The sequence below is a fragment of the Rhizobium sp. AN5 genome (assembly GCF_900215255.1).
In the GTDB taxonomy this organism is placed as follows: Bacteria; Pseudomonadota; Alphaproteobacteria; order Rhizobiales; family Rhizobiaceae; genus Agrobacterium; species Agrobacterium tumefaciens.
Window position 1 is genome coordinate 2,096,371 of record NZ_OCMJ01000004.1, and the last position, 25,256, is coordinate 2,121,626.

At 57.8% G+C, this 25,256-nt stretch carries 24 protein-coding genes and 1 tRNA gene; 7 read left to right on the plus strand and 18 right to left on the minus strand.

What is annotated here, in order from left to right:
- Positions 1 to 10: 10 nt before the first annotated feature.
- Positions 11 to 667 (plus strand): histidine phosphatase family protein, encoded by a 657-nt coding sequence (locus CRP02_RS22960; RefSeq protein WP_097172388.1) that lies wholly within the window; start codon positions 11 to 13, stop codon positions 665 to 667.
- A gap of 42 nt (positions 668 to 709) precedes the next feature.
- Here CRP02_RS22960 and araD1 read toward each other — a convergent pair whose 3' ends face one another.
- The 4 genes from araD1 to chvE all read right to left on the minus strand — a co-directional run bounded on the left by araD1 (position 710) and on the right by chvE (position 5,707).
- A complete protein-coding gene (araD1, locus tag CRP02_RS22965) occupies positions 710 to 1,705 on the minus strand; it encodes a 2-keto-3-deoxy-L-arabinonate dehydratase AraD1 (RefSeq protein ID WP_097172389.1) in 996 nt (331 codons plus the stop codon).
- 115 nt (positions 1,706 to 1,820) lie between these two features.
- Positions 1,821 to 3,017 (minus strand): sugar ABC transporter permease GguB, encoded by a 1,197-nt coding sequence (gguB, locus tag CRP02_RS22970; RefSeq protein WP_020809403.1) that lies wholly within the window; start codon positions 3,015 to 3,017, stop codon positions 1,821 to 1,823.
- Positions 3,014 to 4,552: a sugar ABC transporter ATP-binding protein GguA gene (gene gguA, locus CRP02_RS22975; protein WP_003513716.1), complete on the minus strand. Its 1,539-nt coding sequence runs from the start codon at positions 4,550 to 4,552 to the stop codon at positions 3,014 to 3,016. Before gguA ends, gguB begins: the two co-directional genes overlap by 4 nt.
- A gap of 90 nt (positions 4,553 to 4,642) precedes the next feature.
- The gene (chvE, locus tag CRP02_RS22980; protein WP_097100734.1) at positions 4,643 to 5,707 is read right to left on the minus strand and encodes a sugar ABC transporter substrate-binding protein ChvE; all 1,065 of its coding nucleotides are present in this window, start codon (positions 5,705 to 5,707) and stop codon (positions 4,643 to 4,645) included.
- A gap of 254 nt (positions 5,708 to 5,961) precedes the next feature.
- On the opposite strand from chvE, the gene CRP02_RS22990 reads away from it, so the two are divergent.
- Both CRP02_RS22990 and CRP02_RS22995 read left to right on the plus strand, forming a co-directional pair.
- Positions 5,962 to 6,966, plus strand: a complete 1,005-nt coding sequence (locus tag CRP02_RS22990; protein WP_003513718.1) for a LysR family transcriptional regulator — start codon at positions 5,962 to 5,964, stop codon at positions 6,964 to 6,966.
- Between the two features lie 74 nt (positions 6,967 to 7,040).
- The gene (locus CRP02_RS22995) at positions 7,041 to 7,517 is read left to right on the plus strand and encodes a hypothetical protein (RefSeq protein WP_097172390.1); all 477 of its coding nucleotides are present in this window, start codon (positions 7,041 to 7,043) and stop codon (positions 7,515 to 7,517) included.
- A gap of 35 nt (positions 7,518 to 7,552) precedes the next feature.
- On the opposite strand, the gene CRP02_RS23000 is transcribed toward CRP02_RS22995, so the two are convergent.
- On the minus strand, positions 7,553 to 7,831 hold the full coding sequence (locus tag CRP02_RS23000; RefSeq protein ID WP_097172391.1) for a hypothetical protein: 279 nt from the start codon (positions 7,829 to 7,831) through the stop codon (positions 7,553 to 7,555).
- Between the two features lie 187 nt (positions 7,832 to 8,018).
- Positions 8,019 to 8,525 carry a MarR family winged helix-turn-helix transcriptional regulator gene (locus CRP02_RS23005; RefSeq protein ID WP_097100738.1) on the minus strand — a complete coding sequence of 169 codons (507 nt, stop codon included), beginning with the start codon at positions 8,523 to 8,525 and terminating at the stop codon, positions 8,019 to 8,021.
- 522 nt (positions 8,526 to 9,047) lie between these two features.
- On the opposite strand from CRP02_RS23005, the gene CRP02_RS23010 reads away from it, so the two are divergent.
- Positions 9,048 to 9,124: transfer RNA gene (locus tag CRP02_RS23010), tRNA-Arg, on the plus strand.
- Positions 9,125 to 9,197: 73 nt separating this feature from the next.
- On the opposite strand, the gene CRP02_RS23015 is transcribed toward CRP02_RS23010, so the two are convergent.
- From CRP02_RS23015 to uppW, 8 genes are all read right to left on the minus strand, one after another.
- Positions 9,198 to 9,593: a hypothetical protein gene (locus CRP02_RS23015; RefSeq protein WP_323455386.1), complete on the minus strand. Its 396-nt coding sequence runs from the start codon at positions 9,591 to 9,593 to the stop codon at positions 9,198 to 9,200.
- A 121-nt stretch (positions 9,594 to 9,714) separates the two neighbouring features.
- Complete coding sequence (locus tag CRP02_RS23020; protein WP_097172392.1) at positions 9,715 to 11,664, minus strand: methyl-accepting chemotaxis protein; 1,950 nt, start codon at positions 11,662 to 11,664, stop codon at positions 9,715 to 9,717.
- A gap of 711 nt (positions 11,665 to 12,375) precedes the next feature.
- The gene (locus CRP02_RS23030) at positions 12,376 to 13,290 is read right to left on the minus strand and encodes a homocysteine S-methyltransferase family protein (RefSeq protein WP_097172393.1); all 915 of its coding nucleotides are present in this window, start codon (positions 13,288 to 13,290) and stop codon (positions 12,376 to 12,378) included.
- A gap of 20 nt (positions 13,291 to 13,310) precedes the next feature.
- Entirely contained in the window at positions 13,311 to 14,000 is a 690-nt protein-coding gene (locus CRP02_RS23035) for an ABC transporter permease (RefSeq protein WP_097172394.1), read from the minus strand.
- A 12-nt stretch (positions 14,001 to 14,012) separates the two neighbouring features.
- The gene (locus tag CRP02_RS23040) at positions 14,013 to 14,735 is read right to left on the minus strand and encodes an ABC transporter permease (protein ID WP_097172395.1); all 723 of its coding nucleotides are present in this window, start codon (positions 14,733 to 14,735) and stop codon (positions 14,013 to 14,015) included.
- Between the two features lie 22 nt (positions 14,736 to 14,757).
- Complete coding sequence (locus CRP02_RS23045; protein ID WP_097172396.1) at positions 14,758 to 15,528, minus strand: transporter substrate-binding domain-containing protein; 771 nt, start codon at positions 15,526 to 15,528, stop codon at positions 14,758 to 14,760.
- Between the two features lie 44 nt (positions 15,529 to 15,572).
- Entirely contained in the window at positions 15,573 to 16,349 is a 777-nt protein-coding gene (locus CRP02_RS23050; RefSeq protein WP_097172397.1) for an ABC transporter ATP-binding protein, read from the minus strand.
- Positions 16,350 to 16,510: 161 nt separating this feature from the next.
- A complete protein-coding gene (gene uppW, locus CRP02_RS23055) occupies positions 16,511 to 17,926 on the minus strand; it encodes a Wzy-type polysaccharide biosynthesis protein UppW (RefSeq protein WP_097172398.1) in 1,416 nt (471 codons plus the stop codon).
- Positions 17,927 to 18,426: 500 nt separating this feature from the next.
- Here uppW and CRP02_RS23060 point away from each other — a divergent pair, with 500 nt between their 5' ends.
- Positions 18,427 to 19,497, plus strand: a complete 1,071-nt coding sequence (locus CRP02_RS23060; protein ID WP_179784171.1) for a GNAT family N-acetyltransferase — start codon at positions 18,427 to 18,429, stop codon at positions 19,495 to 19,497.
- A 37-nt stretch (positions 19,498 to 19,534) separates the two neighbouring features.
- On the opposite strand, the gene uppG is transcribed toward CRP02_RS23060, so the two are convergent.
- Positions 19,535 to 20,614, minus strand: coding sequence for a polysaccharide biosynthesis glycosyltransferase UppG (uppG, locus tag CRP02_RS23065; protein WP_097100775.1), 1,080 nt, complete (start codon positions 20,612 to 20,614; stop codon positions 19,535 to 19,537).
- Between the two features lie 2 nt (positions 20,615 to 20,616).
- Positions 20,617 to 21,687 (minus strand): polysaccharide biosynthesis UDP-hexose transferase UppI, encoded by a 1,071-nt coding sequence (gene uppI, locus CRP02_RS23070; protein ID WP_097172399.1) that lies wholly within the window; start codon positions 21,685 to 21,687, stop codon positions 20,617 to 20,619.
- 280 nt (positions 21,688 to 21,967) lie between these two features.
- On the opposite strand from uppI, the gene uppH reads away from it, so the two are divergent.
- Both uppH and uppJ read left to right on the plus strand, forming a co-directional pair.
- Complete coding sequence (gene uppH, locus CRP02_RS23075; RefSeq protein WP_097172400.1) at positions 21,968 to 22,879, plus strand: polysaccharide biosynthesis endo-1,4-beta-xylanase UppH; 912 nt, start codon at positions 21,968 to 21,970, stop codon at positions 22,877 to 22,879.
- Between the two features lie 8 nt (positions 22,880 to 22,887).
- Entirely contained in the window at positions 22,888 to 23,832 is a 945-nt protein-coding gene (gene uppJ / locus CRP02_RS23080) for a polysaccharide biosynthesis UDP-hexose transferase UppJ (RefSeq protein WP_097172401.1), read from the plus strand.
- A gap of 34 nt (positions 23,833 to 23,866) precedes the next feature.
- On the opposite strand, the gene CRP02_RS23085 is transcribed toward uppJ, so the two are convergent.
- Complete coding sequence (locus tag CRP02_RS23085; RefSeq protein WP_003513848.1) at positions 23,867 to 24,115, minus strand: hypothetical protein; 249 nt, start codon at positions 24,113 to 24,115, stop codon at positions 23,867 to 23,869.
- A 248-nt stretch (positions 24,116 to 24,363) separates the two neighbouring features.
- A complete protein-coding gene (uppL, locus tag CRP02_RS23090; protein WP_097103036.1) occupies positions 24,364 to 25,179 on the minus strand; it encodes a polysaccharide biosynthesis UDP-hexose transferase UppL in 816 nt (271 codons plus the stop codon).
- Positions 25,180 to 25,256: the final 77 nt, after the last annotated feature.

Genomic DNA, 25,256 nt, shown 5'->3' on the forward strand with positions numbered 1-25,256 from the left:
GAAGAACACTATGAAGAACATTTTTGTCGTCACGCACACCCAGTCCGTCCATCATGTCGAGAACAAGGTTGGTGGCTGGTATGATACCGAACTGACACCCAAGGGAAAAGCCGATGCGCAGGCGACGGCCGAGAAACTTGTGGCCTTGATCGGCAACGCATCAGTCGAAATCTTCAGTTCCGATCTTCTGCGGGCCTCCCAGACTGCGGCAATCATTGCTGAACACCTCAAATGCCCTTTTGAAACCACGGATGGCCTGCGGGAAATCAGCTACGGTTCGGCGGGTGGCATGCCGCAAGAATGGCTCGACGCCCGTCAAATACCGGCCCCCCATCACGACCGGATGGATCATCGTGGCGGAATTGCTGATGGCGAAACGAGACGAGAGTTGGCCGAAAGAGTGTACCGCGCCGTGGACGCGATTGTATCGCGTCCTTGCCCCACACAGATCATCGTTACCCATGGATTCGCTCTTACCTTCGTCATCGCGGCATGGATCAAAATGCCGATCGATAGCGTCGGCTATGTAAGCTTTCCGGCGTCTTCCGGCAGCATCACGCACCTAAGACAGGACGATTACTGGCAGAACCGCGCCGTTATCGCTTTGGCGGATGTTTCCCACCTGAAGACAAGCCCGGGGATGACGCCGAGAGGCGGGGGACGCTGAGCGACCCCCACCATCAACCTTTTAACGTGCGGCCCCGGTAGATCAGATCTGCCGAACCGTGATCTCTTCTTCCGCATTAACCGCCAGCGGGTTCTTCAGCGGCAGGCCGAAACCGGCGGCCTCGATCTCGAACACGTCACCGGCTTCCGGCTTGATGCCTTCGGCAAAAGAGAGCGTCGCGGTACCGAACATGTGCACATGCACGTCGCCCGGTGCGCGGAACAGGCCGTATTTGAAGTGGTGATATTCAAGGTTCGCGAAGGTGTGGGACATGTTGTCCTCACCCGAAACAAACGGCTTTTCGAAAATGACCTTGTCGCCACGACGGATGCGCGAGGTGCCGCGAATATCAGACGGTGCAACGCCAACGCGGATTTCCGGGCCGAAGCTTGCCGGGCGCAACTTGGAATGGGCGAGGTAGAGATAGTTGATCCGCTCGGTGACGTGATCGGAAAATTCGTTCGATACGGCAAAGCCGATGCGCACGGGTTCGCCCTTGTCCGAAATCACGTAGATGCCGGCCATTTCCGGCTCTTCGCCGCCATCAAGCGCGAAGGACGGAGAGGTGAGAGCAGCACCGGGTGCCGCTGCGACATAGCCGTTGCCCTTGTAGAACCACTCGGGCTGAACGCCTTTTTCGCCAGCCTTCGGCTTGCCGTTTTCCAGACCCATGCGGAACATCTTCATGGAATCCGTCAGGCTTTCCTCGGCGGCTTCCGTGGTCTTCTTGTGCATGCTGTCGCGGGTAGCAGCAGAGCCGAGATGGGTCAGGCCCGTGCCTGTCAGATGCAGATGCGCCGGATCGGGATGGGTGATCGGAGGCAGAAAGCGACCTTCAGCGTAAGCCTTCTCAAGATCGACGGCATCGCCGAGACCATGGGCGGACACGACATCGGCAAGGCTCTTGCCACCATTGGCAGCTTCCATGGCGAGCGCGTAAACCGATTGAGCGCCGTTGACGGCGTGCGCCTGTCCGCCTTCTTCGCGAACGGCGACGGTGATTTTGCCACTGGCATCCTTGATCTGTGAAATGAGCACGGGATTTCCTTCCTGCGGCGCAACGCGCCTTATCTTCTTCGGCGCGTTGCGCCTTCACCTTATGAAAGTGGCCGGAAACCGGCCACTTTTTTGACTTGCTATATTGGCTGGGCAATCAGCCCTTGTTCTTGTTGTAGACGTCGAAGAACACGGCAGCGAGCAGCACGAGGCCCTTGACCATTTGCTGGAAGTCGATGCCGAGGCCGACGATCGACATGCCGTTGTTCATGACGCCCATGATGAAGGCACCGATAACAGCACCGGTGATCTTGCCAACGCCGCCGGAGGCCGAAGCACCGCCGATGAAGCAGGCCGCGATCACGTCAAGCTCGAAGCCAACGCCTGCCTTCGGCGTTGCCGAGTTGAGGCGGGTCGCGATGATCATCCCGGCCAGACCGGCCAGTACGCCCATGTTGACGAAGGTGAGGAAGCTCAGGCGTTCGGTGTTGATACCGGAAAGCTTGGTCGCCTTCTCGTTGCCGCCCATGGCGTAAACGCGGCGGCCAATGGTCGTGCGGCGCGTCACGAAGCTGTAAAGCGCAATCAGAACCAGCATCACGATCAGGACGTTAGGCAGGCCGCGATAGGTAGACAGCTGGTAACCCAGGAACAGGATAGCGCCTGAGATCAGCAGGTTCTGCACAATGAAGAAACCGAACGGCTCCACGTCGATGCCGTGCTTCACGTTCACCACGCGACGACGCCACGCCAGATAGAACAGCACGACCGTAATCAGCAATGTCAGGATCATCGACGTCGTGTTCAGACCTTCGATGCCACCGATATCAGGCAGGAAGCCGGTGCTGATGATCTGGAAATCGGTCGGGAACGGGCCGATGTTCTTGCCGCCGAGCACAAAAAGCGTGAGGCCGCGGAACACAAGCATGCCCGCCAGCGTCACGATGAAGGACGGGATGCGGTGATAGGCGATCCAGTAACCCTGGGCAGCACCGATGATGCCGCCGATGACAAGACAAATCAGCGCCGCTAGAAACGGGTTCATGCCCCATTGCACGGTCAATATGGCCGCAATCGCGCCGACGAAGGCGACGATGGAACCGACCGAAAGGTCGATATGCCCGGCCACGATGACCAGCAGCATGCCAAGCGCCATGATGACGATGAACGAGTTTTGCAGGATGAGGTTTGTCAGGTTCACGGGGCGGAACAGAATGCCGCCGGTATAGAACTGGAAGAAAACCATGATAGCGACGAGCGCGATCAGCATGCCGTATTCGCGGATATTGGAGCGAATATACGACCCGACCGAGATGACGTTGCTTTCTTCGTTTGTGGTGTTTGCCGAACTCATGAGTTCTTCTCCCCTGAGCGCATGATAGCGCGCATGATGCTTTCCTGGCTCGCCTCTCCCTTCGGCAATTCAGCGACGATGCGGCCTTCGTTCATGACGTAGATGCGGTCGCAATTGCCGAGCAGTTCAGGCATTTCCGATGAGATCATCAGAACGCCTTTGCCGTCGGCAGCGAGCTGGTTGATGATGGTGTAGATTTCGTATTTCGCGCCAACGTCGATACCGCGTGTCGGCTCGTCGAGGATCAGGACATCAGGATTGGAGAAAAGCCACTTGGAAAGCACGACCTTCTGCTGGTTGCCGCCCGAAAGATTGACCGTTTCCTGAAAGATGCCCGAAGAGCGGATGCGAAGGCGTGTGCGGAAATCGCTCGCCACCTTCATTTCCTTGATGTCGTCGATGACGCTGGCCTTCGACACGCCGGCCAGATTGGCAAGCGTGGTGTTATGCAGAATGTTGTCGTTGAGCACCAGACCGAGATGTTTGCGGTCTTCGGTCACATAGGCAAGACCGGCATCGATTGCCTTGCGCACGGTGCTGACATCCACGGGCTTGCCGTCGATCAGCACGTCGCCGGTGATCTTGTGGCCGTAGGACTTGCCGAACACGCTCATGGCGAATTCCGTGCGCCCTGCCCCCATCAGCCCGGCAATGCCGACGACTTCGCCCTTGCGCACGGTGACGTTGATGTCGTGCAGGACCTTCCGGTCGCGGTGCTGCTGGTGATAGGCGTTCCAGTTCTTCACTTCGAGAATGGTCTCGCCGATAGGCACGTCGCGCGGCGGATAACGATCTTCGAGATCGCGTCCCACCATGTTGCGGATGATGACGTCCTCGCTGATTTCTTCCTGATGACAGTCGAGCGTCTTCACCGTCATGCCGTCGCGCAGCACGGTGATCTGGTCGGCCACCTTGCGCACTTCGTTGAGCTTGTGGGTGATGATGATCGACGTCATGCCCTGCTTGCGGAACTCGATCAAAAGGTTGAGCAGAGCCTCGGAATCGCTCTCGTTGAGCGAGGCGGTCGGCTCATCAAGGATGAGAAGCTTCACGCTCTTCGACAATGCCTTGGCGATTTCGACCAGCTGCTGCTTGCCAACGCCGATATCGGTAATCAGCGTCTCCGGCGATTCCTTCAGGCCCACCTTCTTTAGAAGTTCGCGGGTACGGTTGAAGGTCTGCTGCCAGTTGATGACGCCGCCCGAAGCGACCTCGTTGCCAAGGAAAATATTTTCGGCAATCGACAGGAGCGGCACAAGCGCAAGCTCCTGGTGAATGATGATGATACCAATATCTTCGCTGTCATTGATGGCGCGAAAATTTCGCACAGCACCTTCATAGTGGATCTCGCCCTCATAGGTGCCAGCGGGATAAACACCGGAAAGGACCTTCATCAAGGTCGACTTTCCAGCGCCGTTCTCGCCAACGAGCGCGTGGATCTCACCTTCCTTTACCTTAAGGTTGACGTTCTCAAGCGCTTTTACGCCCGGAAACGTCTTGGTGATGTTCCGCATTTCGAGAATGGTATTGGCCATATCGCAATCCAGCGCCCGATTAATTCAGGCGTTTTTATTTTTATGGAAAAACGGGGACGGCGCCAAGCCATCCCCGCATGTGTTTCAGGCTTATTTCAGCTGATCTGCGGTGTAGTAACCACCGTCGACGAGAACCTGCTTGTAGTTGTCCTTGGTCACGGCAACCGGCTTGAGCAGGTAGGACGGAACAACCTTGACGCCATTTTCATAGGTCTTGGTGTCGTTCACCTCAGGCTCTTTGCCCTGCAGAACGGCGTTGACCATGCCAACAGTAACCTTCGCGAGTTCGCGAGTGTCCTTGAAGATGGTCGAATACTGTTCGCCAGCAATGATCGACTTGACCGACGGAACTTCAGCGTCCTGACCGGAAACGACCGGCAGCGGCTGGTCCTTCGTGCCATAACCAACGCCCTTCAGCGAGGAGATGATGCCGATGGACAGACCGTCATAGGGCGACAGAACAGCGTCAACCTTGGCGTCCGTGTAATAAGCCGACAGGAGGTTATCCATGCGAGCCTGGGCCGTTGCCGGATCCCAACGCAGCGTACCGACCTTGTCCATGCCCATCTGGCCCGACTTTACGACCAGCTTGCCGCTGTCGATGTAAGGCTTCAGAACCGACATCGCGCCATCGTAGAAGAAGAAGGCGTTGTTGTCGTCAGGAGAACCGCCGAACAGCTCGATGTTGAACGGGCCCTTGCCGTCCTTCAGGCCAAGCTTGTCGGTGATGGAAGTTGCCTGCAGAACGCCAACCTGGAAGTTGTCGAAAGTGGCGTAGTAGCTGACGTCGCCGCTGTTGCGGATAAGGCGGTCATAAGCGATGACCTTGATGCCCTGCTGGCCAGCCTGCTTCAGAACGTCCGACAGGGTCGTGCCGTCGATCGAAGCGATCACGAGGACCTTGACGCCCTTGGTGACCATGTTTTCGATCTGGGAAAGCTGATTCGGAATATCGTCGTCGGCATATTGCAGATCGGTCGTGTAACCGGCTTCCTGCAGCTGCTTGACGATGTTGTTGCCGTCATCGATCCAGCGCGCGGAAGACTTGGTCGGCATGGCGATACCGACGGAACCCTTGTCCTGCGCGAAAGCCGGCGCTGCAAAGGAAGCAGCACCGATGGCACAAGCCGCCATCAGCGAAATAATGGACTTCATTAACTCTCTCCCTTGAACCCTCTTTGGTACCCGCTTGTTGCGTTGCACCATAAAATTCATGCCATCAGAGGAAGAAGCCGCATTGCGCCCGCTCCGATCTCGCAACTGCGAAATGGAACAGATGCCGCTCCTCCCCGGCATTCCGCAAATTGTTCTGAATCCATATAACTGTCAAATAGAATAAATCAGTTTACGTATATCAATTATGATATATTAAATCGATACAATAACCATTGAGGGGTATAAACCGGCGAATGAGCAACCAGAAAGTGTATGAGCAGACGCAAACAGCGGATGCGCTCTTCGTCTTCGAAGACAACCCTTTGCTGCGTGCCGGCCTGAAGATGAGCCACCTGCGCATGCTGGTCATGATCGAGGAGCACGGGCAGGTCAGCGCCGCCGCGGCGGCCATGAACATGACGCAGCCGGCGGCATCGCGCATGCTCTCGGAAATGGAAGCGATCGTCAAAAGCCCGCTCTGTCAGAGAGCGTCGCGCGGTGTGGTGCTGACCAAGTTCGGTGAGGCGCTGGCGCGCCGCGCCCGCACCATATTGCTCGAGCTGCGCGAGGCGAGCCGCGAACTCAACCAGATGAAATCCGGCAGCGGCGGATCGGTTTATATCGGCGCCGTCACCGCACCGGCCATCAGCCTGGTCGTACCCGCCATAAGACGGGCGATGGACACCTATCCCGGTATCGAGATCAACGTGCAGGTGGAAAGCAGCAACGTGCTGGCGCGGGAACTTCTGGCCGCGCGTCACGACTTCATCATCGGCCGCATCCCCGATGATTTCGACCCCGGCCTGTTCTCCATCCATGAAATCGGCATAGAGCGCGCCTGCCTGGTGGTTCGCGAGGGCCACCCCCTGCTCCACGGCGAGCCCGTGACATTGCAGGATCTGTCCGGTTACGACTGGGTCTTCCAGCCGCCCGGCGCGCTTTTGCGTAGAACGATGGAAGACGTGTTCCTCACCCACGGCGTCGCCATGCCGCGCAACGTCATCAACACGCCATCCGTGGTGCTGACGCTTGCCCTTATCTGCAACACGGATGCAATTGCGCCAATCGCGCAGGACATGGCCGAGTTTGTGGCCGGCCAGCAGGCCGATATCGGCCGCACCCGCATCCTGCCGACGGATTTCGAGCTTGTCGTCAAGCCATACAGCATCATCACCACCAAAGGCCGCGTTTTGCCGCCCAGCGCCCGGCTGCTCTACGATCTGGTTCTGGATGAAAGCCGCAAACTGACGGGCTTTTGAGGAAGGCAAGCCAGACGCCAACTTCATTGTATATAGAGGCCGGATTTATCGGGACCTGCCCAGGGAATAGCCGCATGCTTTTCGGACAATCCGTCTTCGAGTCGGTCGTTGAAAGACTGAGACAGGAAAAAGAAGACGAAAGCACGGAGCCGACGCCGCCCGCCGGTCATCGTATTGTGGGTTTCAGCTCTGGCTTCGTCGTGGATACCTATCCTGATGCACCGCAACCGGGAAACGCCAGTCTCGACGCCTATCTGGCCTTTCTGCCGGAGCCCGTTGCGCTTGCCGAGCCCCAGCCGGAACCCCAACCCGAACCTATGCCGGCCCATCTCGAAAAGACCTCGCTCGCGGATGTTTCAGCAGAACTGGCCATCCATGAAACCGACACCGCCGCAACGCTTGCGGAAAAGCGCCGCGCCTTCGCAAGGCTCAATCATCCCGACGGAGTGAGACCGGAATTCCGGCACAATGCGACGCTGCGCATGACAGCGGCAAATCTCCTGATCGACCAGGCGATCCGGATGCTGCGAACCCGTGAACATTTCCAGTAAAGGCAGATAGCGGTTTTACGCCCGGAAAGCTCGCCTCAGCCGGCGTCTTTTCTATCCGTGGGTGCGCTTTCGACTGGCTCGTCTGAATCGTCCTTGCCCGCGTCAGCCTTGCCTGCAGCGTTCTCGTCGCTGGCGGGCTTGAACTTCAGCAACAACTCATAGGCCGCATAGACCGCCACGCCGCCGACAACCGTACCCCAGAAAAATTCGCGATTGACGAATTCGATGACGGACCAGGCGGCGCAAAAGCCGACGATGAGCAATCTGACCCACAAGCGGCGATAAAGCGGATGGCTCGTATCGATAATCAGCATGGCGTTCCCGTTTCGGGCCTTTCCAGAACATTGCACAGTTGCGGCATGGCGCGCGCCAACGGCGTAGGCACGTCCAAGGCGTCTTGGCCGTTTCGCAGGAAAATTGCAACGCAAATCGACCCGCTACCAATCAGACCCTCGTGAAAGGGAGAGGCAGGAGATTGCCGACCGGCTTGACCGATACCGCTCAGTCCCGAAGGCGCCCAAGCAGGGCCAGCAGCTGGTCACGGGCTTTTTTGCCGCCGATCCGGTCGATCAGCTTTTCCTCGCGGTCACGCCATGCGTCGGAAAGGCGCTCAAGAAGGCTGCTGCCCTCATCCGTCATGTCGAGGAAATGAACGCGCCTGTCCTCTTCCGACCTGCGACGGACGAGCAATCCCTTGTCTTCCATGCTATCGACGATCGCGACGAAATTGGCGCGCTGTATGCCAAGCGCCTCGGCCACATCGCTCTGCTTGAGGCCCGGATTGCCGCCGACGATGACGAGAACGGAAAAATCGGCCGGCCGCAATCCCATCTCCGCCAGCACGTCGGAAAAGCCGTTTGCCACGGCAAGTTGCGAGTGCCTCAGATGATAACCGATCGCGGTCGTCAACAATCCATAGTCGATAGCGTTTAAATGCTCCGCCTGCGTGCCGCCGCTTTCGGCCTTTTCCGCCCGTGGCCCGTTGCTATGTGCCAATTGCAAAGCCATCCGATCCCCCGCCTGATTCGTTCCTTAACCCTGCCGGAATGATAACCGACAACAGGACTAAACTGTATCCCAAATAAATGTAGATGATACTAATATTGTATAATAATTTGACAGTTAATACCCATTGCGACAACCCCTGTCTCGTAATCACCATCGGGCGCAAAAGAAAAGTATGATTATTTACCCGCCGATTTTTAGGGTCAAAAACCGCCTCCCCCGCCTTGTTTGAAAGGCAATACGACAATCCGCCCCTCTGTGTACAAAAGTGCCAGGACAGCCGCCGGATGCGACCGTAAAATACTACTTAAAAGGGAAACGCCTTATCAGGAAGAAACGCAATACCGCAAACAACATACCGCCCTTCTATCGCAAACATGCAGGCAGCAGCCCTCGCAGCAACCCACGCTCTCCCCCTCACCGGAAAACAGGCCCCATTTCGTAAATCTTTGATTTTTAGACATTGATGCGGAAAGAAAGCTGGGGTATGAACCAACCGCTGCACGCGATTCAAGCGTGACCGCTGCACCCGTAGCTCAGCTGGATAGAGTGTTGGATTCCGATTCCAAAGGTCACAGGTTCGAATCCTGTCGGGTGCGCCATTTTACGTATTTAACGCGCATGCAAAAACGCGCTTTTCATTCCTGTCATTTTTGACGGTTAGCCGCCGGCTCGTTACCAGCCTGAGTGGCGAAGAACGCCATAGTCGTGTTCATCAACGTCGAAAGTCGCACCATTCGCGTCACAGGTCATATCCGCACCGTATTGCCGAGCGACGCCTGCTATGGCGTCGCGTTGCGACTTGTAGTCTTCGGATGCCCGCAATTCTTCGAGGGTTCGACCGCTCCAGGCAATGACTTTCTTGACCGCCTGCTCATCAACCTTCCATTGCTTGCAAGGATTGCTGCGATGATAATCAGCCTCTGCCATGGCCGATGCCGCCCACAGGGCACGCGATTCCATATCGATCGCGAATGCCGGCTCCAGGTTACCGGCAATCAAAAAGATCCCCACGGCCATAGTCGCGACGCGCTGCGTGAAGGACAATGTATTGCGAAAATTGCCAGACATGTTCGTCACCCCCCTACGGCATAAACTATGCCACGCAAACGATTTCCGATTGCGTGGCATAGTCCTTGATTGGCGGCGGGGATATCCCCCGCCGAAGCTCATGTCGTTGACCAATCGCCGATCAAAACTCCTGCCAGTCGTCCTTTGACGTATCAACAGCAGCGTTGCCAGAGAATGCGGATGCAATCTTGCGGCCAAGCGCGCGTACGGGGGATGCCACGTATTTGTCGTTGCCGCCGGCATTGCGAACCGGAGCGGGCTGGCTCTTCTGCTGATAGGCGGTATCAGCGAGCTTGAACTGCGCGAGAAGCTGGTTGAGCGAAGCTACCTCCTTGGCCAGATTGTGGCTGGCGGCGTTGGTCTCTTCCACCATGGCAGCATTTTTCTGAGTGTCCTGGTCCATCTGGTTGACCGCGGTATTGATCTGCTGGAGGCCGGAGGATTGCTCCTGCGCGGATTCCACGATGGAGACGACGTGCCGGTTGATTTCCTGCACTTCCGATACGATCGTCGCCAGTGCCCTGCCCGTGTCGCCCACCAGCTGAACGCCCTGCTGCACCTGATCGTTCGAGGTGGTGATCAGCGCCTTGATTTCCTTGGCCGCATTGGCGGAGCGTTGCGCAAGCTCGCGCACCTCCTGTGCGACGACGGCAAAGCCCTTGCCCGCCTCACCCGCACGCGCGGCTTCCACACCCGCATTGAGCGCAAGAAGGTTCGTCTGGAAGGCGATTTCGTCGATCACGCCGATGATGTTGCTGATCTCGTTGGCCGATTTGGAGATCTGCTCCATTGCGACCACGGCGCGGCGTACCACCTCGCCGGATTGTTCGGCACCTGCCTTGGCGCGGCTGACGATCAGGCCGGCCTCCTGCGCTCGCTTGGTGGAATCCTTCACTGTCGTGGTGATCTCTTCCAGAGCGGCAGCGGTTTCTTCCACGGCTGCGGCCTGCTGTTCGGTACGCTTGGCCAGATCGTCGGCGGCCGATTTGATCTCGTTTGCGCCCGCGCCGATGCCACCGGCATTCTGCGCAACCCGGGTCAATGCCGATTGCAGCTTTTCGGCGGACATGTTGAAGTCGTTGCGAACGCCGTCGAGTGTCGCCGTGAACGGCTGGCCGATGCGGTAGGACACATCGCCATCCGAAAGCTTCGAAAGACCGGTCGCAAGATTGTCGACGGCAAATTTGACGTCGGCAGCTTCCTTGGCCTTCTGCTGCTCGCGCTCGATGCGTTCCTTTTCCGAAAGGCTGCGATTGGCTTCGGTTTCCTGCTCGAGACGAATGCGCTCGATCGCATTTTCACGGAACACCTGAACGGCCGCCGCCATCTGGCCAACCTCGTCCTTGCGGCCAGTGCCGTCGATTTCAGCCGTGGTCTCACCGCCCGCAAGCGATGCCATCCGCTCGCGCAGACGGGCGATCGGTGTGGTGATGCCTCGCGATGCAACGAAAATCGCAACGATGATGCCCATCGCGAAAACAATACCAACAACCATCAACGACGTCAGGATGGTCGAATTGGTCTGATCCGTCAGATCGTCGCTTCCCTTGACTACGCCTTTCGAGAGCTTGTCGAGGAGGAGGGCCATTTCATTTCCGGTGGAGCGGATCACGGCGTCAGCCTTTAGAAGCTCGGCAAAAGACTCCTCATTGCGAGTGGCAGTGCCGAGTTCAACAGCCTTGTCGGTGATCGCGACAATACCTTGAGCCTGTTTCAAAAGCCCATCCAAGGCCACCGTTTCCTCGGGGAAAATAGCCTTTACCTGGTTCAGGCGCGAGATCAATGCGGTCTTGTCCGTTTCATATTCCTGCTTGACGGTCTTGAAGCCCGCAGTACTGGCGTCATAAGCCATCACTTGATAGGCACCGTAAGCCATAGCCTGAAGGTTACGATTGGCGCGTGCAAGCTCCACCAGTGCGGCGTTGTCAGTGGCGATGAAATCTGAATAGGCGTTGTCCGCTTCCTTGTAGCGGCTGCCCATGAAGGCAGTAGCACCAAGGCCGACAATGCAGAGCGGGAGAATGAGCGACAGGATCTTGGTGCGGATACTGGCATTTTGAAGAAAGGACACGGGGAAACCTCAAGGCATGAATACCGCTCCTTCCCCGTGCCGGAGGTGTTCGGCGAGACTGACATTGCACGTCGCGTACCTCGATCATCAAGGCTTCGGTAGCCGTATCATCGGCTCTGACCGCAACTGCATCATGCATGCGCCGAAGAACGCCGTCCTGCCCCTTCAAATACGGACAGGTCACCATTCCGCGGGCGGCACGACAGCCCCGCCAACAGGCGGAAACGCCGGGCCGCATTTCGAAAAAAACACGCAAGAGAACCGATTGTTCCAAAGCCGTGCTTCATTAGTTTTCTTGCGAATAGTTATAGTTAAATACTTTACAATTTCTTCATGCTCGCAAGGACGCGGGAAATATTGGCCGGCAAAAATGTGGACGGCGCCGGCTCTCCCCGCCCAATCCATCGATGACAACGTCGAGGAGTGCGCGTCATCCGTTTTGGGCAAAAGGCCACGGCTCTCGCAGCATCGCCCATTGCTGAATGATTTGCGGCAAGGCTGGCCATGATGGCGAATGCCACGGCGATATCGCGATAGGTGGTCGCAAAACCAAACCGGGCAAATCGCTCATGGAACGTCCTTCGGTAAGGTTCCGCTCCCTGATAATTCCTCAACTATAGTTGAGGTCAATGGCCACGCACAAAAAATGCGGCAGGCATCGAGCCTGCCGCATCCATTGCGGATATTAGCGCTAAAGCGGTGTCGAATACGTCAAGCAGCCGCGCGGCGCAGCGCTGTCGCAACCGTGTGGATATGGGCAGCGCCGATACCGCAGCAGCCGCCGATCATGGTCGCGCCCGCATCTGCCCAGGAGCACGCGAAACGCGAATAAACATCGTCGGTCAGGTCGGTGCGGGTGCCGTGCAGGCCCTCATTAGCGGCGGAATCGCCCTGCTCGCCTTCGAAGGCATTGGCATAAACGCCGATTTCCAGCGATACGCCCTTTTTCGCGAAGACGGCGGATGCCGTTTCCACGGCGGCTTTCATGATTTCCGGCTTGCTGCAATTGAACAGCAGGGCGGCAGCACCAGATTGCGCCGCCCATTCGGCCGCCGCCTTTATCGTTTCACCGGAGCGCAGCGCAGGCTCGCCGCCGCCTGTCGCAGCCGCATCGTCGTTCAACGTGAAGGAAATCCAGAACGGTTTGCCGGTTGCGGCCACGGCTTCCCGCACCGCCTCGCCTTCGGCGATCAGGCTCAGCGTCTCGCCCAGCCAGACATCGACGGAGGGCGCGAGATTATCGACCAGCACCTTCAGATAGTCCTGCACCCGCGTTGCATCGAAATTCTGCGGCTCATAGGAGCCGAAGATCGGCGGCAGCGAACCGGCCACCAGCACGTCGCGGCCGGAGGCGTCCGCTGCCTCGCGTGCCAGCCTGCCGGAAAGGGCGATCAGCGATGCGCCATCCTTCTGGAAACGCTCCTCGCCAATATGGAACGGCACCAGCGCATAGGAATTGGTGGTGACGACATCGGCACCGGCCTCGATGAATTCCTGATGCACCTGCCGCACGATATCAGGCGAATTGATGAGCGCCAGCGCCGACCATTCCGGCTGCTTCAGCTCGGCGCCGAGCCGCTGCAATTCGCGGCTCATGCCGCCGTCGAGAATACGGATAGTGCCCATGTTCATGCTCCTTGAACGGTTTACCGCCGGACCGGCACCTGCTGTTCGATGAGACCGAAACAGCGGGCGATGATGGCGGTGAGAATGAGGTAAAAGACGGTGACGACGATCAGCGGCTCATAGACGAGCAGCGTGTCCTGCCGCACCTTGTAGGCGACGGCGTAAAGGTCCATCACCGTCACGGTGAAGGCAAGCGGCGTCGCTTTGAGCTGCATCACCACCTCGCCGGCAATAGTCGGCAGCGCGATGCGGATCGCGCGCGGCAGCCATATACGGCGAATAAGGGTGAAACGGCCCATGCCGAAAGCCCGGCCCGCCTCAAGCTCACCCTTTGGCACGGCCAGCAACGCGCCGCGCAGAACCTCAGCCTCATAGGCCGCGTAATTCAACGTGAAGCTGACGGCGGCGAAAAAGAAGCCCTCGCGCAGCACCGGCCACATGAAACTCTGACGTAAGCCGGGGATCATCGGCAGAAACGAGCCGACACCGTAATAAAGCAGCCAGAGCTGGATCAAAAGCGGTGTGCCGCGAAAGAAGGTGCAATAGGCGCGCGCCAGAATTTTCGTCACCCGCCCGCCGCTGACCTGCGCGAAGGCAAGCCCGATGGCGAGAAGAAAACCAATGCTGACGGAGATGGCGAGCAGCGCCAGCGTCTGCCAGGCACCGGACAGAAGCAGCGGCCAATATTTGGCGATCCATGAAAAATCCATGCCGCTTCCCCTTTAGGCCAAGGCCGGCTGGCCGCGCCGCACACGGCGTTCCAGCAGCGAAAAGACGAGGTTGGAAACCAGCGTAATGGCAAGGTAAAGCAGGGCTGCGGCAAGAAAGAACAGGAAATATTGCTTGGTGCTGGCGCCCGCCAGCCGTGTCGCAAGCGCCAGTTCCTGATAACCGACGACAGCCACCAGCGCGCTATCCTTCGTTACCGCAAGCCAGAGATTGGCAAGGCCCGGCAGGGCGTTCGGCAACAGTGCCGGCAAGACCACACGGCGGAAACGCAAGGTCGGCGACATGCCGAAGGCGCGCGCCGCCTCGATCTGCCCGTTCGGAATGGCAAGGATCGCACCACGCAGCACCTCGGTCATATAGGCACCCTGCACGAAACCCAGAACCGCAACAGCGGCAACGAAACCGTTGACTTCCAAAGGCGGCAGACCGGCCAGTTGCAGCAGCCGGTTCAGCCCATCAGTGCCGGCATAATAAAGCCCGACGATGAGGATCAGTTCGGGAACGGCGCGGATTGCCGTCGTATAGAGATTGAGCAGAAGGCCAAGCGGCCTGTTGCCGGAGAGCTTGCCGAGTGCACCGGCAAGCCCGATGACGATTCCGATAAGATAGGCACCAGCGGAAATGGCAAGCGTCGACGCCGCACCCTTCAAAAGGGTGCCGCCCCATCCCGGAGGATAGGGTGACAGCAGTTGCAGCGTGGTTTCAAGGCTTGCCATTTACGTGACCGGTCAGGAGAAATTACTTACCGTAGATATCGAAGCTGAAGTATTTCTTGGTGATCTCGTCATACTTCCCGCTGGCGCGAACGGCGGCGAGAGCAGCGTTCAGCTTGTTCTTGAGTTCGGTGTCGTCCTTGCGCAGGCCGCCGGAAACGCCAAGGCCGAGAATTTCCTTGTCATCCGCAACGTTGCCCATGTCGGCGCAGCAATCCTTGCCGGCATCGCTCTTCACGAAGGCATCGAGAACGAGCGAGTCACCGAACACATAGTCGATACGGCCGGCTGCGAGATCCTGAAACGCCTCGTCGAGCGTCTGATAGGTCTTTTCGTCTGCAACATCAGCGAAATATTTCTTGTAATATTCGGACTGGATGGTCGCGACCTGAATACCGATGGTCTTGCCCTTGACGTCTTCCGGCGCCGCACCCGGCTTGCCATCCTTGGCGCCGATCAGCTTGCTCGGCGTGTTGTAATATTTGTTGGTGAAATCGATGACCTTCTCGCGCTCTTCCGTGTTGGACATGGACGACCAGATGACATCGAACTTCTTCGTCTGCAGCGCCGGGATGAGGCCATCCCAGGAAAGCTCGACGATCGAGCATTTTTCCTTCATTTCCGCGCAGACGGCGTCCATGAGATCGATTTCCCAGCCCTGCCACTTGCCGCTGGCATCCTTGGCGAAGAAGGGCGGGTAGGATTCATTCATGATGCCGAAGCGGACATCGGCGCTGGCGGTGAAGGCGGAAACCGCAAATGCCGTTCCGGCAAGCAGCGTGGCGAAGAATTTCATTTAAAGTCTCTCCTGTTAAAACAAATGGCGAAGCGAAACGGCCATCACGCCAGCGCGCCGGTAAATTCCCTGCAACGGGCGCTTACGGGATTGCCGAACACCTGCGCCGGTGGCCCCGCTTCCTCCACACGGCCCTGATGCAGAAACATCACCTCGGTGGAAACATCGCGCGCAAAGCGCATCTCGTGGGTAACGAGCAGCATGGTGCGGCCTTCCTCGGCCAGATCGCGGATGACCTTCAGCACCTCGCCCACGAGTTCCGGATCGAGCGCCGAGGTGGGTTCGTCGAACAGCATCACCGCCGGCTCCACGCAGAGCGCGCGCGCAATCGCGGCGCGCTGCTGCTGCCCGCCGGAAAGGAACGCCGGATAGGCATTTTTCTTGTCGTATAGACCGACCTTGTTCAGCAGGGCTTCGGCCTTTTCCACCGCCTCCTGCCGCTTGACGCCGAGAACGTGAACAGGCGCTTCGATGACATTTTCCAGAACGGTACGATGGGCCCAGAGATTGAAATTCTGGAACACCATGCCAAGCCCGGTCCGCAGCTTTTCCACTTGCCGCCAGCTTTTCGGCACAGCCTTGCCGTCCCTGCCGGTCGTCATGACGATCTCCTCGCCATTGACGATGACCCGGCCGCGATCCGGCTTTTCGAGAAAGTTGATGCAGCGCAGGAAGGTACTCTTGCCGGAACCGGACGAGCCGATGATCGATATGACATCGCCTTTGTGGGCCTTCAGCGAAACGCCCTTCAAAACTTCGTGGGTGCCGAAGCTCTTGTGGATGTCATCCGCTTCGAGCGCACAGGCGCCTGTATCTGCCATTTATTGACCTTGCCGATCCGGTTCATTGCGTGTCGAGCAAAATGCGGAGCGGTTTTGCGACAGGACATGCATAACAACAAAGACTTAAGCCACGCATGTTTAGCGAAACCCGCTGCAAACGCGCGCAATATCAGGCTCTTTTACACATTTGAAACGAAAAATCATTTCAAAATATCATCCGCGAGCAACGATCTGCGCGATTTGCCCCGGATGCGCCGCGCCACGCTGGCCGCGTTACTGCCGGTCAGGGCCAATTGCGGTTCCGCCTGAGCCTCATCCTCGACAAGGCTGGCATTCGCCTGCAAACGCAGGCCCATCACGGCGACGACGAGGAAAAACCAGACGAAACCGGTACTGAGGAAGAACATCGTTTCCAGAAAGCCGTAGAGCAGGACATAAAGCCAGACGCCGACATAGAGCTTCGTCAGCGGGCTTTTGCGCGTGGCCTCATCCATCTTGCCGAGATCGCGAAGCGGCATCAGACAAATCCACGTCAGCACCAGAATAAGACCGGGCACGCCGCCGCCAAGCACAAGGTCGAAATAGCCATTGTGGGAATCCGGCGCCGTCGTTGCCCAGGTATTGTTCTCGGTGAAGCTCGTCATCAGAGTGTCGCTGCGCCAGAAGGCCTGATAGCCGTATCCGACGATCGGGCTTTGGCGGATATAATCTATGGAGACGGTCCAGATATCGGTTCTGCCGGTGAAACTGGCGTCGATCCCCAGTTTCGTCAGCATCTGTGAAAAGACCGGATCGACGGTCGTGCCGACGATCACCACGGCGAAGGTTCCCAGAAGCAGGGTCACAACAGCGTAACGCCATCTGGGCCAGCCCACGATGAACCAGCCCGTGGCGATAATGATCGGCATCAGGCCGAGCGCGGTCTTGCCACCCGACTTGACGAGAAAGATCAAAGACAGCAACAGCACCGCCAGGCCGCCGATAAGGGACCAGCGTTTGCACAGATAAATCCCGACGATCATCAGCACCGCCATGATCGAGGCGGCCTCGTTCTTGTGGCGGAAGACCCCGCGCCAGTTGCCTGCGAGAAGCGGCTCCAGCGCATCGCTTGCCTGATGGATCGACCGCGAAGGCAGGACAGCAACGCCGAAATAACAGAGGAACAGGATGATCAGCACGCATGTGGCAAGCAGCGTGGTGAAATGCCGCTCGGTGCGCGGCAATTGCAGGAAGCAGCTGGCAAGCACGCAGATGATGGCGCACATGACAAGCCGCCGCAGCGAAAACACCGGTGCTCCGCCCACCATTGAGGTGAAGATATACCAGCCGAAGATCGCCAGCATCAGCAAACGCGGCGTAAAGACGATGGAAGACGACCGCTCCTTTGCCATGAACACCACGAAACTGATGAGCAGGATGATCGCGGTAAGCTGGTTGAGAAGGTTGGATCCGGCCGCCATGGCGGACCCAAGATAGGTCGAGGAAAGCGAGATATAGGGCGAGAAGCCGACCGTGAAATAAAAGAACGTCACATAGAAAAGTGCATTCCGCCAGGCGACACTCGCCTGCTCATCATGCGCTGCATCCATCAGGTAATTTTCTCTACCTTTTTCCATACGTTCTCACATCGTACCCGATGCTTCGTCTCGGTAACATGAATATCCCGTCAAAACCCTATTTTTTAGTTATTCATAATACACGGAGGAATAGTAATTCCATTATAGAGGAATGAAGCCCGGGAAATTGAAACGGAACCTGATTTTCGAAGTCAACATATGGATAAGGGTAGAATCTTGACCATATCAAACTTCATCTGTCAAATTTAAGTTGCTGATTTCCTTATTATTGGCTAGACATACGCCCTCGTAAAGGTTGCTTATATCTATTTGACGACAGAGATATTTCACTACGTTAAGGATATACTGGGGTGATGATCCGAAATTCTGTTTAACGTATATTAACAACTCTGGATATATCTTTGGCTTGTTGATTTCATAAACGCGTAAATAGCTGGAAACCGACGGTGGACGTTCCGATACACACCAATATGGACGATAGCAACAACGAAGGGGCGACACAACGCCCGGTTCAGCCAGCTGCGCCCGGCGTTCGACCCATGCGCAGGGACGATCTTCCGGCTGTCGAGGTTGTGCTCAACAGCGCGTTCAAGAAGACCGGGCTTGATAGAAACTTCGACTTCGGCGCTTACGTCGAAACATTGTTTTTCAGCAGTCCTGTCTTTGATCCCGAATACGGCAGCGTTGTCTACGATGCGGGAGAGAGCGGGGTTACCAGCGTTATCCTTGCCGTCCCCATGCGGTTTGTCGCGAACGGAAAACCCATTACCGCAAGATTGTTATGTGCTTTCGCGTCGAAAGGAAAACTCGGCGCGCTCGGCGCCGCGCGCCTGTCCCGCGGCATGCGCGCGACGAAACACGATATGCTGTTTTCGGATACGGCCTCCCCCGTCAGCGCCGATCATTGGCTTGCGATCGGCGGCAGCATGTTGCCGATGGAAAGCCTGCAATGGCACAAGGCGCTCAAGCCTTTCAGCGCGATTGCCCTGCGCATGCCGCGCCGTTCGCAAGTAGTCAAATCCAGGCCCGGACTTATGGCGCTTGGATTTGTCGACCGTATCCTGCGATCGTGGAAAAAGGGCATAAGGCCCAATGAAGTTGCCGGCACCACGGTCAGACCGGTGGATTTCGAAACGTTCCGCCGCAACGCGCTGACAATGATCGAGCGTTTTTCCGTCCGCCCGGAATGGTCCCATGAGGAATTCCACTGGCTGATCGAAATGAGCAAAACCAACGGCACCCTTGGTGAATTGAGCAGCCTGGCGATCGAAAATGCCGAAGGCCGCATCATCGGCGCTGCCCTGTTTTTCGGTAAAGCGGGACGGACCGCCTATGTGCTGAATCTCGTCTGCGATGCCGGCCGCGAAAACGACGTCCTCGGCGCGCTGTTCCGCCATTTCGACGATGAGAACTATGCCCATGTCACCGGCATGTCGCAGCCGTTTCTCATGAACGCGCTTTACCGTCAGAACCACGTGACCTTCCATCATCGCGGTTATTTCTGCATGGCCACCCGGGATGAAGCCCTCAGGGATCGGGCGCTTGCCGGCGATATCTATATTGGCGGGCTAAGCTCGGAAAGCTGGAGCAAGCTCATCACAGATTTCTAAGGCACTTGCGCCGGTGGTGAAGAAATTGCCGAGCCTTCTATGCCCTGGTGAAGCGCTGGACATTCGCTGAAATCAGGTGACGCAGCGCCTTCGCGTAACGTTTGGAGCGCGTCTTGGCCGCAAGGGCGCTCGACCAGTCCACCATCGATCCGTTGATATCGAAATCTCCGAGCTGGCCCTCGGGAACGTCGCCCTTTTCGATGCGCTCGACGATGGAGCCCAGCGCCGCGTAAAACTCGGGCGAGCGATAGGGCGGGTGTAGCGAATACATGCCCTTGCCCGTGCCGAGAAAATCAAGCCGGTGTACGCCGATGCGCATCATATTGTTGCTCAGCACCTCTTCGGCGGGCATCGAGACCGGCTGCTGATTATAGGCATAGGAGCGGATGCGCCGTTTGACGTCGGGTCTCAGCAGTTCGAGCGAGCCGATGCGCTTGGCGAAACGGTCCATGTCGATCATGAACAGGCGGGTGGAAACGGTGGCGAACCGCCATGTGGGAACGCGCGACGGCAGCTTGCGCGGTTCGGGAATGTTCTTCACCCCCGGCATGCCGACATGGCGGGAGATATCGAGATCGCCGCGCACGGTCGGCGGCCCGGAAAACGGCGTGATGCAGAGCGCGTCCGGGTTGGCCTTCTGCAGCGCAATGGCTTCGTTGAACCAGCTCTGGCTGCCGCCGCCAAACATCATGTCGCTGTCCATATGCAGCACATAACGGGCGTTGGCACGTTTCAACCCGTGGAAATAAACATGGAACGGCCCGCCGTCGAAAGCCTTGGCGGGATAAGGAACCGGCGAGCGCGAAAAGAACGTCTCCGCCACCGCACTGCGCGCCGCATCGCTATAGTCGGCAATATCCACATGCAGATGCGGATAGTTGGCCTGCATTTCCTCCAGCATGTCAAACAGGCGTTTGCTGGCGGCCTCGAAACCATTGCCCTTGTAGCGGCCGGCTCCAACCTGGCCGGTATCAACCGTCAGGAGAATACGATCCACCTGCCCGCCCCAGACCCGCAGCTGATGCGGAACGGTCAGGGCCGCATGCGGTGCGTCGAAGGGATGCAGATTGATTTGCAGCGCCTTTTGTACAGGAGGAAGCGGCATTTCAGCAGTCATAATTACGCACCACGGTTCCGGAATTCATTGATGACGGCCATCATGGGTTTTTCGTTGAAGCTCCAGTCGAGCGGCAGCGGCCGGTTCGCGGTGCCGTCCCGGCGGGGATAGGCCCAGCGGATCCAGGTATATTGGTCTGAAATGCCCCATGTGGTGATGGAGGAAAGCGGGCCGCCTTCGCACGCCGCTTCGAGAAAATCGCGGACCTGACCGTTTATCAGCATGTCGCGCTCGGCTTCCGGGGCGGGAAGCGTCTGGTCCATCGCATCCAGTTCCGTCACCAGAACGGCAAGACCATAACTGCGCATTTCCTTGGTAAAGGCGGCAAGCTCGTCTTTCGCAATGGGCCAGCCACCGCGCAGATGCCCCTGCAGGCCGATAGCGTTGATCGGAGCGCCTTTCTCGAGCAGCTCGAGAATGAGATTGCGGAAGGCCGCGCGCTTGGCCGGCGATTTCTCGACCGCAAATTCCACATCATATTCGTTGAGAACGAGCTGGGCCTTCGGATCGACGGAATGGGCGATGTCAAAGGCCTTTTTGATGGCGTCCGGGCCTGCGCCATAATACCAGGCGTCGCGGCGCGAGCGCACATTGCCGGGCACATCGGGGATCGGTTCATTGACCACATCCCAGCTGTGTATCACGTCCTTGTACCGTTCCATCACCTTGACGATGTGGGTTTCCATCAACTTCTCGACCTTGGTGCCGCTGCCGATGCTGGCAAGCCAGGGCGCGTTGGAAGCGTACCAGATAAGTGGATGACCATGCATGGTGAGTTTGTTCTGGCGCGCGAAGTTCGCAAGCGCATCGGCAGCGGCAAAATCGAAAACGTCTGCCGAAGGCCGCATGACCTCCCATTTCATCTCTGTGACGGGGGTGATGCGCGAGCAATATTTGACCACCGCTTCGCCGATGCGGCTATCGGCGGTAAGGTCCGGCAGATAGATGGCCGCACCGTAAGGGGCAATCTTTGTCGAGGTTTTCCTGGTCGCGGCAACGCCCTGCCCGGCCATGGCTTGCAACAGGCCCGCGCTTGCAGCACCACCCAGAAAATTCCGCCGCCCGATCCGCATTCGCCCGCCTCCACAACCCCGGCGCATCGGCCTGAAAATCGGAAGCGATTTTCGACGGGGACGATGCGCATATCACAACTGTCAGAACGTCGCTGATGCGTCCCAATGGCCGCACGGCGCTCTAATTCTCAAAACATAACATCTTGATCATGCCAAAAGGATATTAAAGATTTGCAAGGTTAACTGACGCTATACCACGTCACAATTGGCGCAAGCCGGCTTAATCCGGTAGTAACTTCAGTGTGAGAATTGTTGACGCGCCCCTGATGGAGTAAAAATATTGGTTTCCGTTTCGATTGTCATTCCCGTTCGCAACGGCGAGCGTTACATCGTGGAAGCGATCGAAAGCGTTTTGTCTCAGGGGAAAACCGTTTGCGAAGTGCTCGTCGTCGATGACGGCTCCACCGACACGACGGCGCAAAAGGTGCAAAGTTTCGCCGATCCCCGCGTAAAACTGCTGGCCCGTCCGCAGGGACGGCAGGGCGTTTCCGCCGTGCGCAATTTCGGCCTGTCGCAGGCGCGCGGTGAATGGACGATGTTTCTCGATGCCGACGACCGCGTGAAGCCGGGCGCCATTGCTGCGCTATGCGCCGGCATCTCCGGACCGGATGTCGTTGCTGTCTACGGTGATTATGAGCGCATTGACGAGAATGGCGCCAAGATCGGACGGCGCAACCTCATCAGACGGCGGGAAAAACCTGATGGTTTCATCCTTCAGCCGCTTTTGGGCGGAAACTTCATCGTCAATGGCGGCATCATGCTGGTCAAAACCCGCATCTTTCAGGATTTTGGCGGTTTCGACGAGACATTGCGTTATGCGGAAGACTGGTATGGCTGGTGCCGGCTGGCTGCCGCGGGCCGTTTCGCCTATCTGCCCGGCCGCCATGTGCTGGATTACCGGGTGCACCGGACAAGCGTGATGATGAACCGCCTTCTGACCTTCCGGGATTGCGAACCGGCAATCGAAGCGGTGTTTTCCGATCCCGCCATCGTCGCCGCCATTGCGCCGCAGGAATTGCGCCGGCTTCGCCGCAAATCCGAAAATCACATGAATGCCTATACCGTGGCGCAGGCCTTTCGCGCCCGGCGCTATCGCGAGGCCTTTTCGGCACTTGCCGATACATTTGTCAATCGCCCGCGCCAAAGCCTGCGCGCCGTCGTGTTTTCCGCCGCAGCCCTTGCCGGAATTTAGGAGTGTCCATGTCCGAAATCATGCCGGAAGCGGTGGTGTGCATTCCGAGTTTCCGCAGGCCGGCAGGTTTGCAGAAGACGCTGAACTCGCTGGCAGCCCAGAAGGTCGATTTCCCCTTCGCCATCGTCGTCGTCGATAATGACGGCGCGGGCCAGGCGGGGCTGGCCGTCGCGCGCGCTTTTTTTGCCGAGAGCGGAATGATGGGCCAGACGCTGGTCGAGCCGACGCAGGGCAATTGTTACGCCATCAACACGGCATTCCGCACGGCGCGGCAGAGCTATCCATCCGCGCAGTGGTTTCTGATGATCGATGACGACGAAGCGGCCTCGCCCGTCTGGCTCGCTGAAATGGTCTCTGCCGCAAAATCCTTCGGCGTCGATATCGTCGGCGGGCCGGTCGATCGCGAATTCGATGCGCCCGCACCCAAGGCGGTTCTGGCACACCCGCTGTTCGGCTCCATCGAGGCGCCGACCGGCGTAGTCGATCAAATCCATGGGTCCGGCAATTGCCTGATCTCAAGGCGGGTTTTCGAAACGCTGGAAAAGCCGGAATTCGATGTGCGGTTCAACTTCCTCGGCGGCGGCGACATGGATTTCTTCACCCGTTGCCGAAAGGCGGGTTTCAAATTCGCCTGGAACGCTCAAGCCCTCATCATCGAATATGTGCCGGAAAACCGCATGGCGCCGCGCTGGATCATGGAGCGCTCGCTACGAACCGGCATCATCAATTACAGCATCGACCGCGCCCGCCGCCCCGGCCTGAAGGGCGGGCTGCTGCTTGCCGCCAAAAACGTCGTCAGCCTGTGCCTGTCACTGGCCCGCGCCGTTTCCGCATTCCTGAAAACCGGTGCGCTGCTGCCCGCCACGCATCCACCGCTGATGTCGATCGGCCGCGTCATGGCGAGCCTGGGTATTACGCTCACGCCCTATAAGGCGCCGGCGAAAAAGGCCTGAACACGGGCTCGTTCCGGCAGTTAATCTCAGCTTTTCAGCTCAGGGTTTTTTCCCTGCGCAAAGAGATCCCATTCACATGCCGTTTCTGGGAAGCGAATGACGAAAAAACGGCTGCAAGAATGAGAAGCGGCACAAGAACCGGCCAGAAGAAACAAAGGATGATACCGGTCACCCGGTAAAAGTCCCAATCCTTGTCGCGGCGGGCGCCTTCTATATAGGTCATGGCAAGAGAAGTAACGGTGCCAATTCCATATACGAAAAGAGAAATGGACGTAATTACCATCGCTGTCCTCAATATATTTCTGATTCGAATAAATATGTAATATCCGCTCAGTGTACCGCCGTTACGCCCACTTGCAACGATTTTCAGCGGAAAGACACCTCCACCCCGATACGTTAGAGCTACCTTATATAGCGCGGCTCGATCTGATGATTGCATGCGCCGGCAGATGCCGCTCACATGATCTCGGTCCTGAACCGGACACACCGTCAGGGGCAATTCCGTAAAAAATCAACGAGAATGCGCAGATTTCAGACCTTGCCGGCCCCGAACCCGTAGCGGTGCTTCAGCAGCGAATATATGGCAATGGGATTGGTCAGCAGGTAGCGCTTGCCGAGACGCCTCGGCTCAAGCATGGCCCTGTAGAGCCATTCGAGCCCCATATCCTGCATCCATTGTGGCGCCCTGCTGTTCTTGCCCGCGAGAAAATCGAACAGACCGCCGCAGGTCTTGATTACCGCAATGTCGGAAAGCCTGTCGAGATTGCGCGCGACGAAACGTTGCTCCAGCGGTATGCCGAAGCCCACCCAGAGAATATCGGTCTGCGATGCGACGATATCGGCAAGGATCGCCTCCTCGTCGCCCGGTTTGAAATAACCATTGCGACGACCCGCAAAAACAAGCCGTGGATAGAGCTTTTGCATTTCCTCGACTGCCGCGCGGTTCACCTCTTCGGAGCCGCCGAGAAAATAGAACCGCGTGCCGGTCGCCTCAGCCCTCCGGGCCACCGCATGAACGAGATCCGTCGTCGCCACACGTTCCCGCAGCGCCCTCACGCAGAACTGGCGGGAAAAGATCACCAGCGACATGCCGTCGGCATGAATCTGGTCCGCCTGCCGCAGCAGTGCTTCGAATTCCTTGTCTTGGTGGCAGAGCGCGATGACCTGACCGTTCGCCGATGTCGAATAGAACGGCTTTGCGCCGGCCGCGCGTCCACGTTCCGCCCGCAGGATAAAATCCTGCGCCGTCTCCTCGATGGTCGCATCGGTGATGGGCAAAGCCGCAAGCGGAACAACCGGCCAGTGTGTGCCAGGCCCTTCCGCATGCGGGACATCTCTCCCTGTCATATTCTGTCCGGTGTCCAAGATAGGCATCGTTTCACTGTTATATTCACGCATAGGATTAAGGTATAAGGCTTCAAACA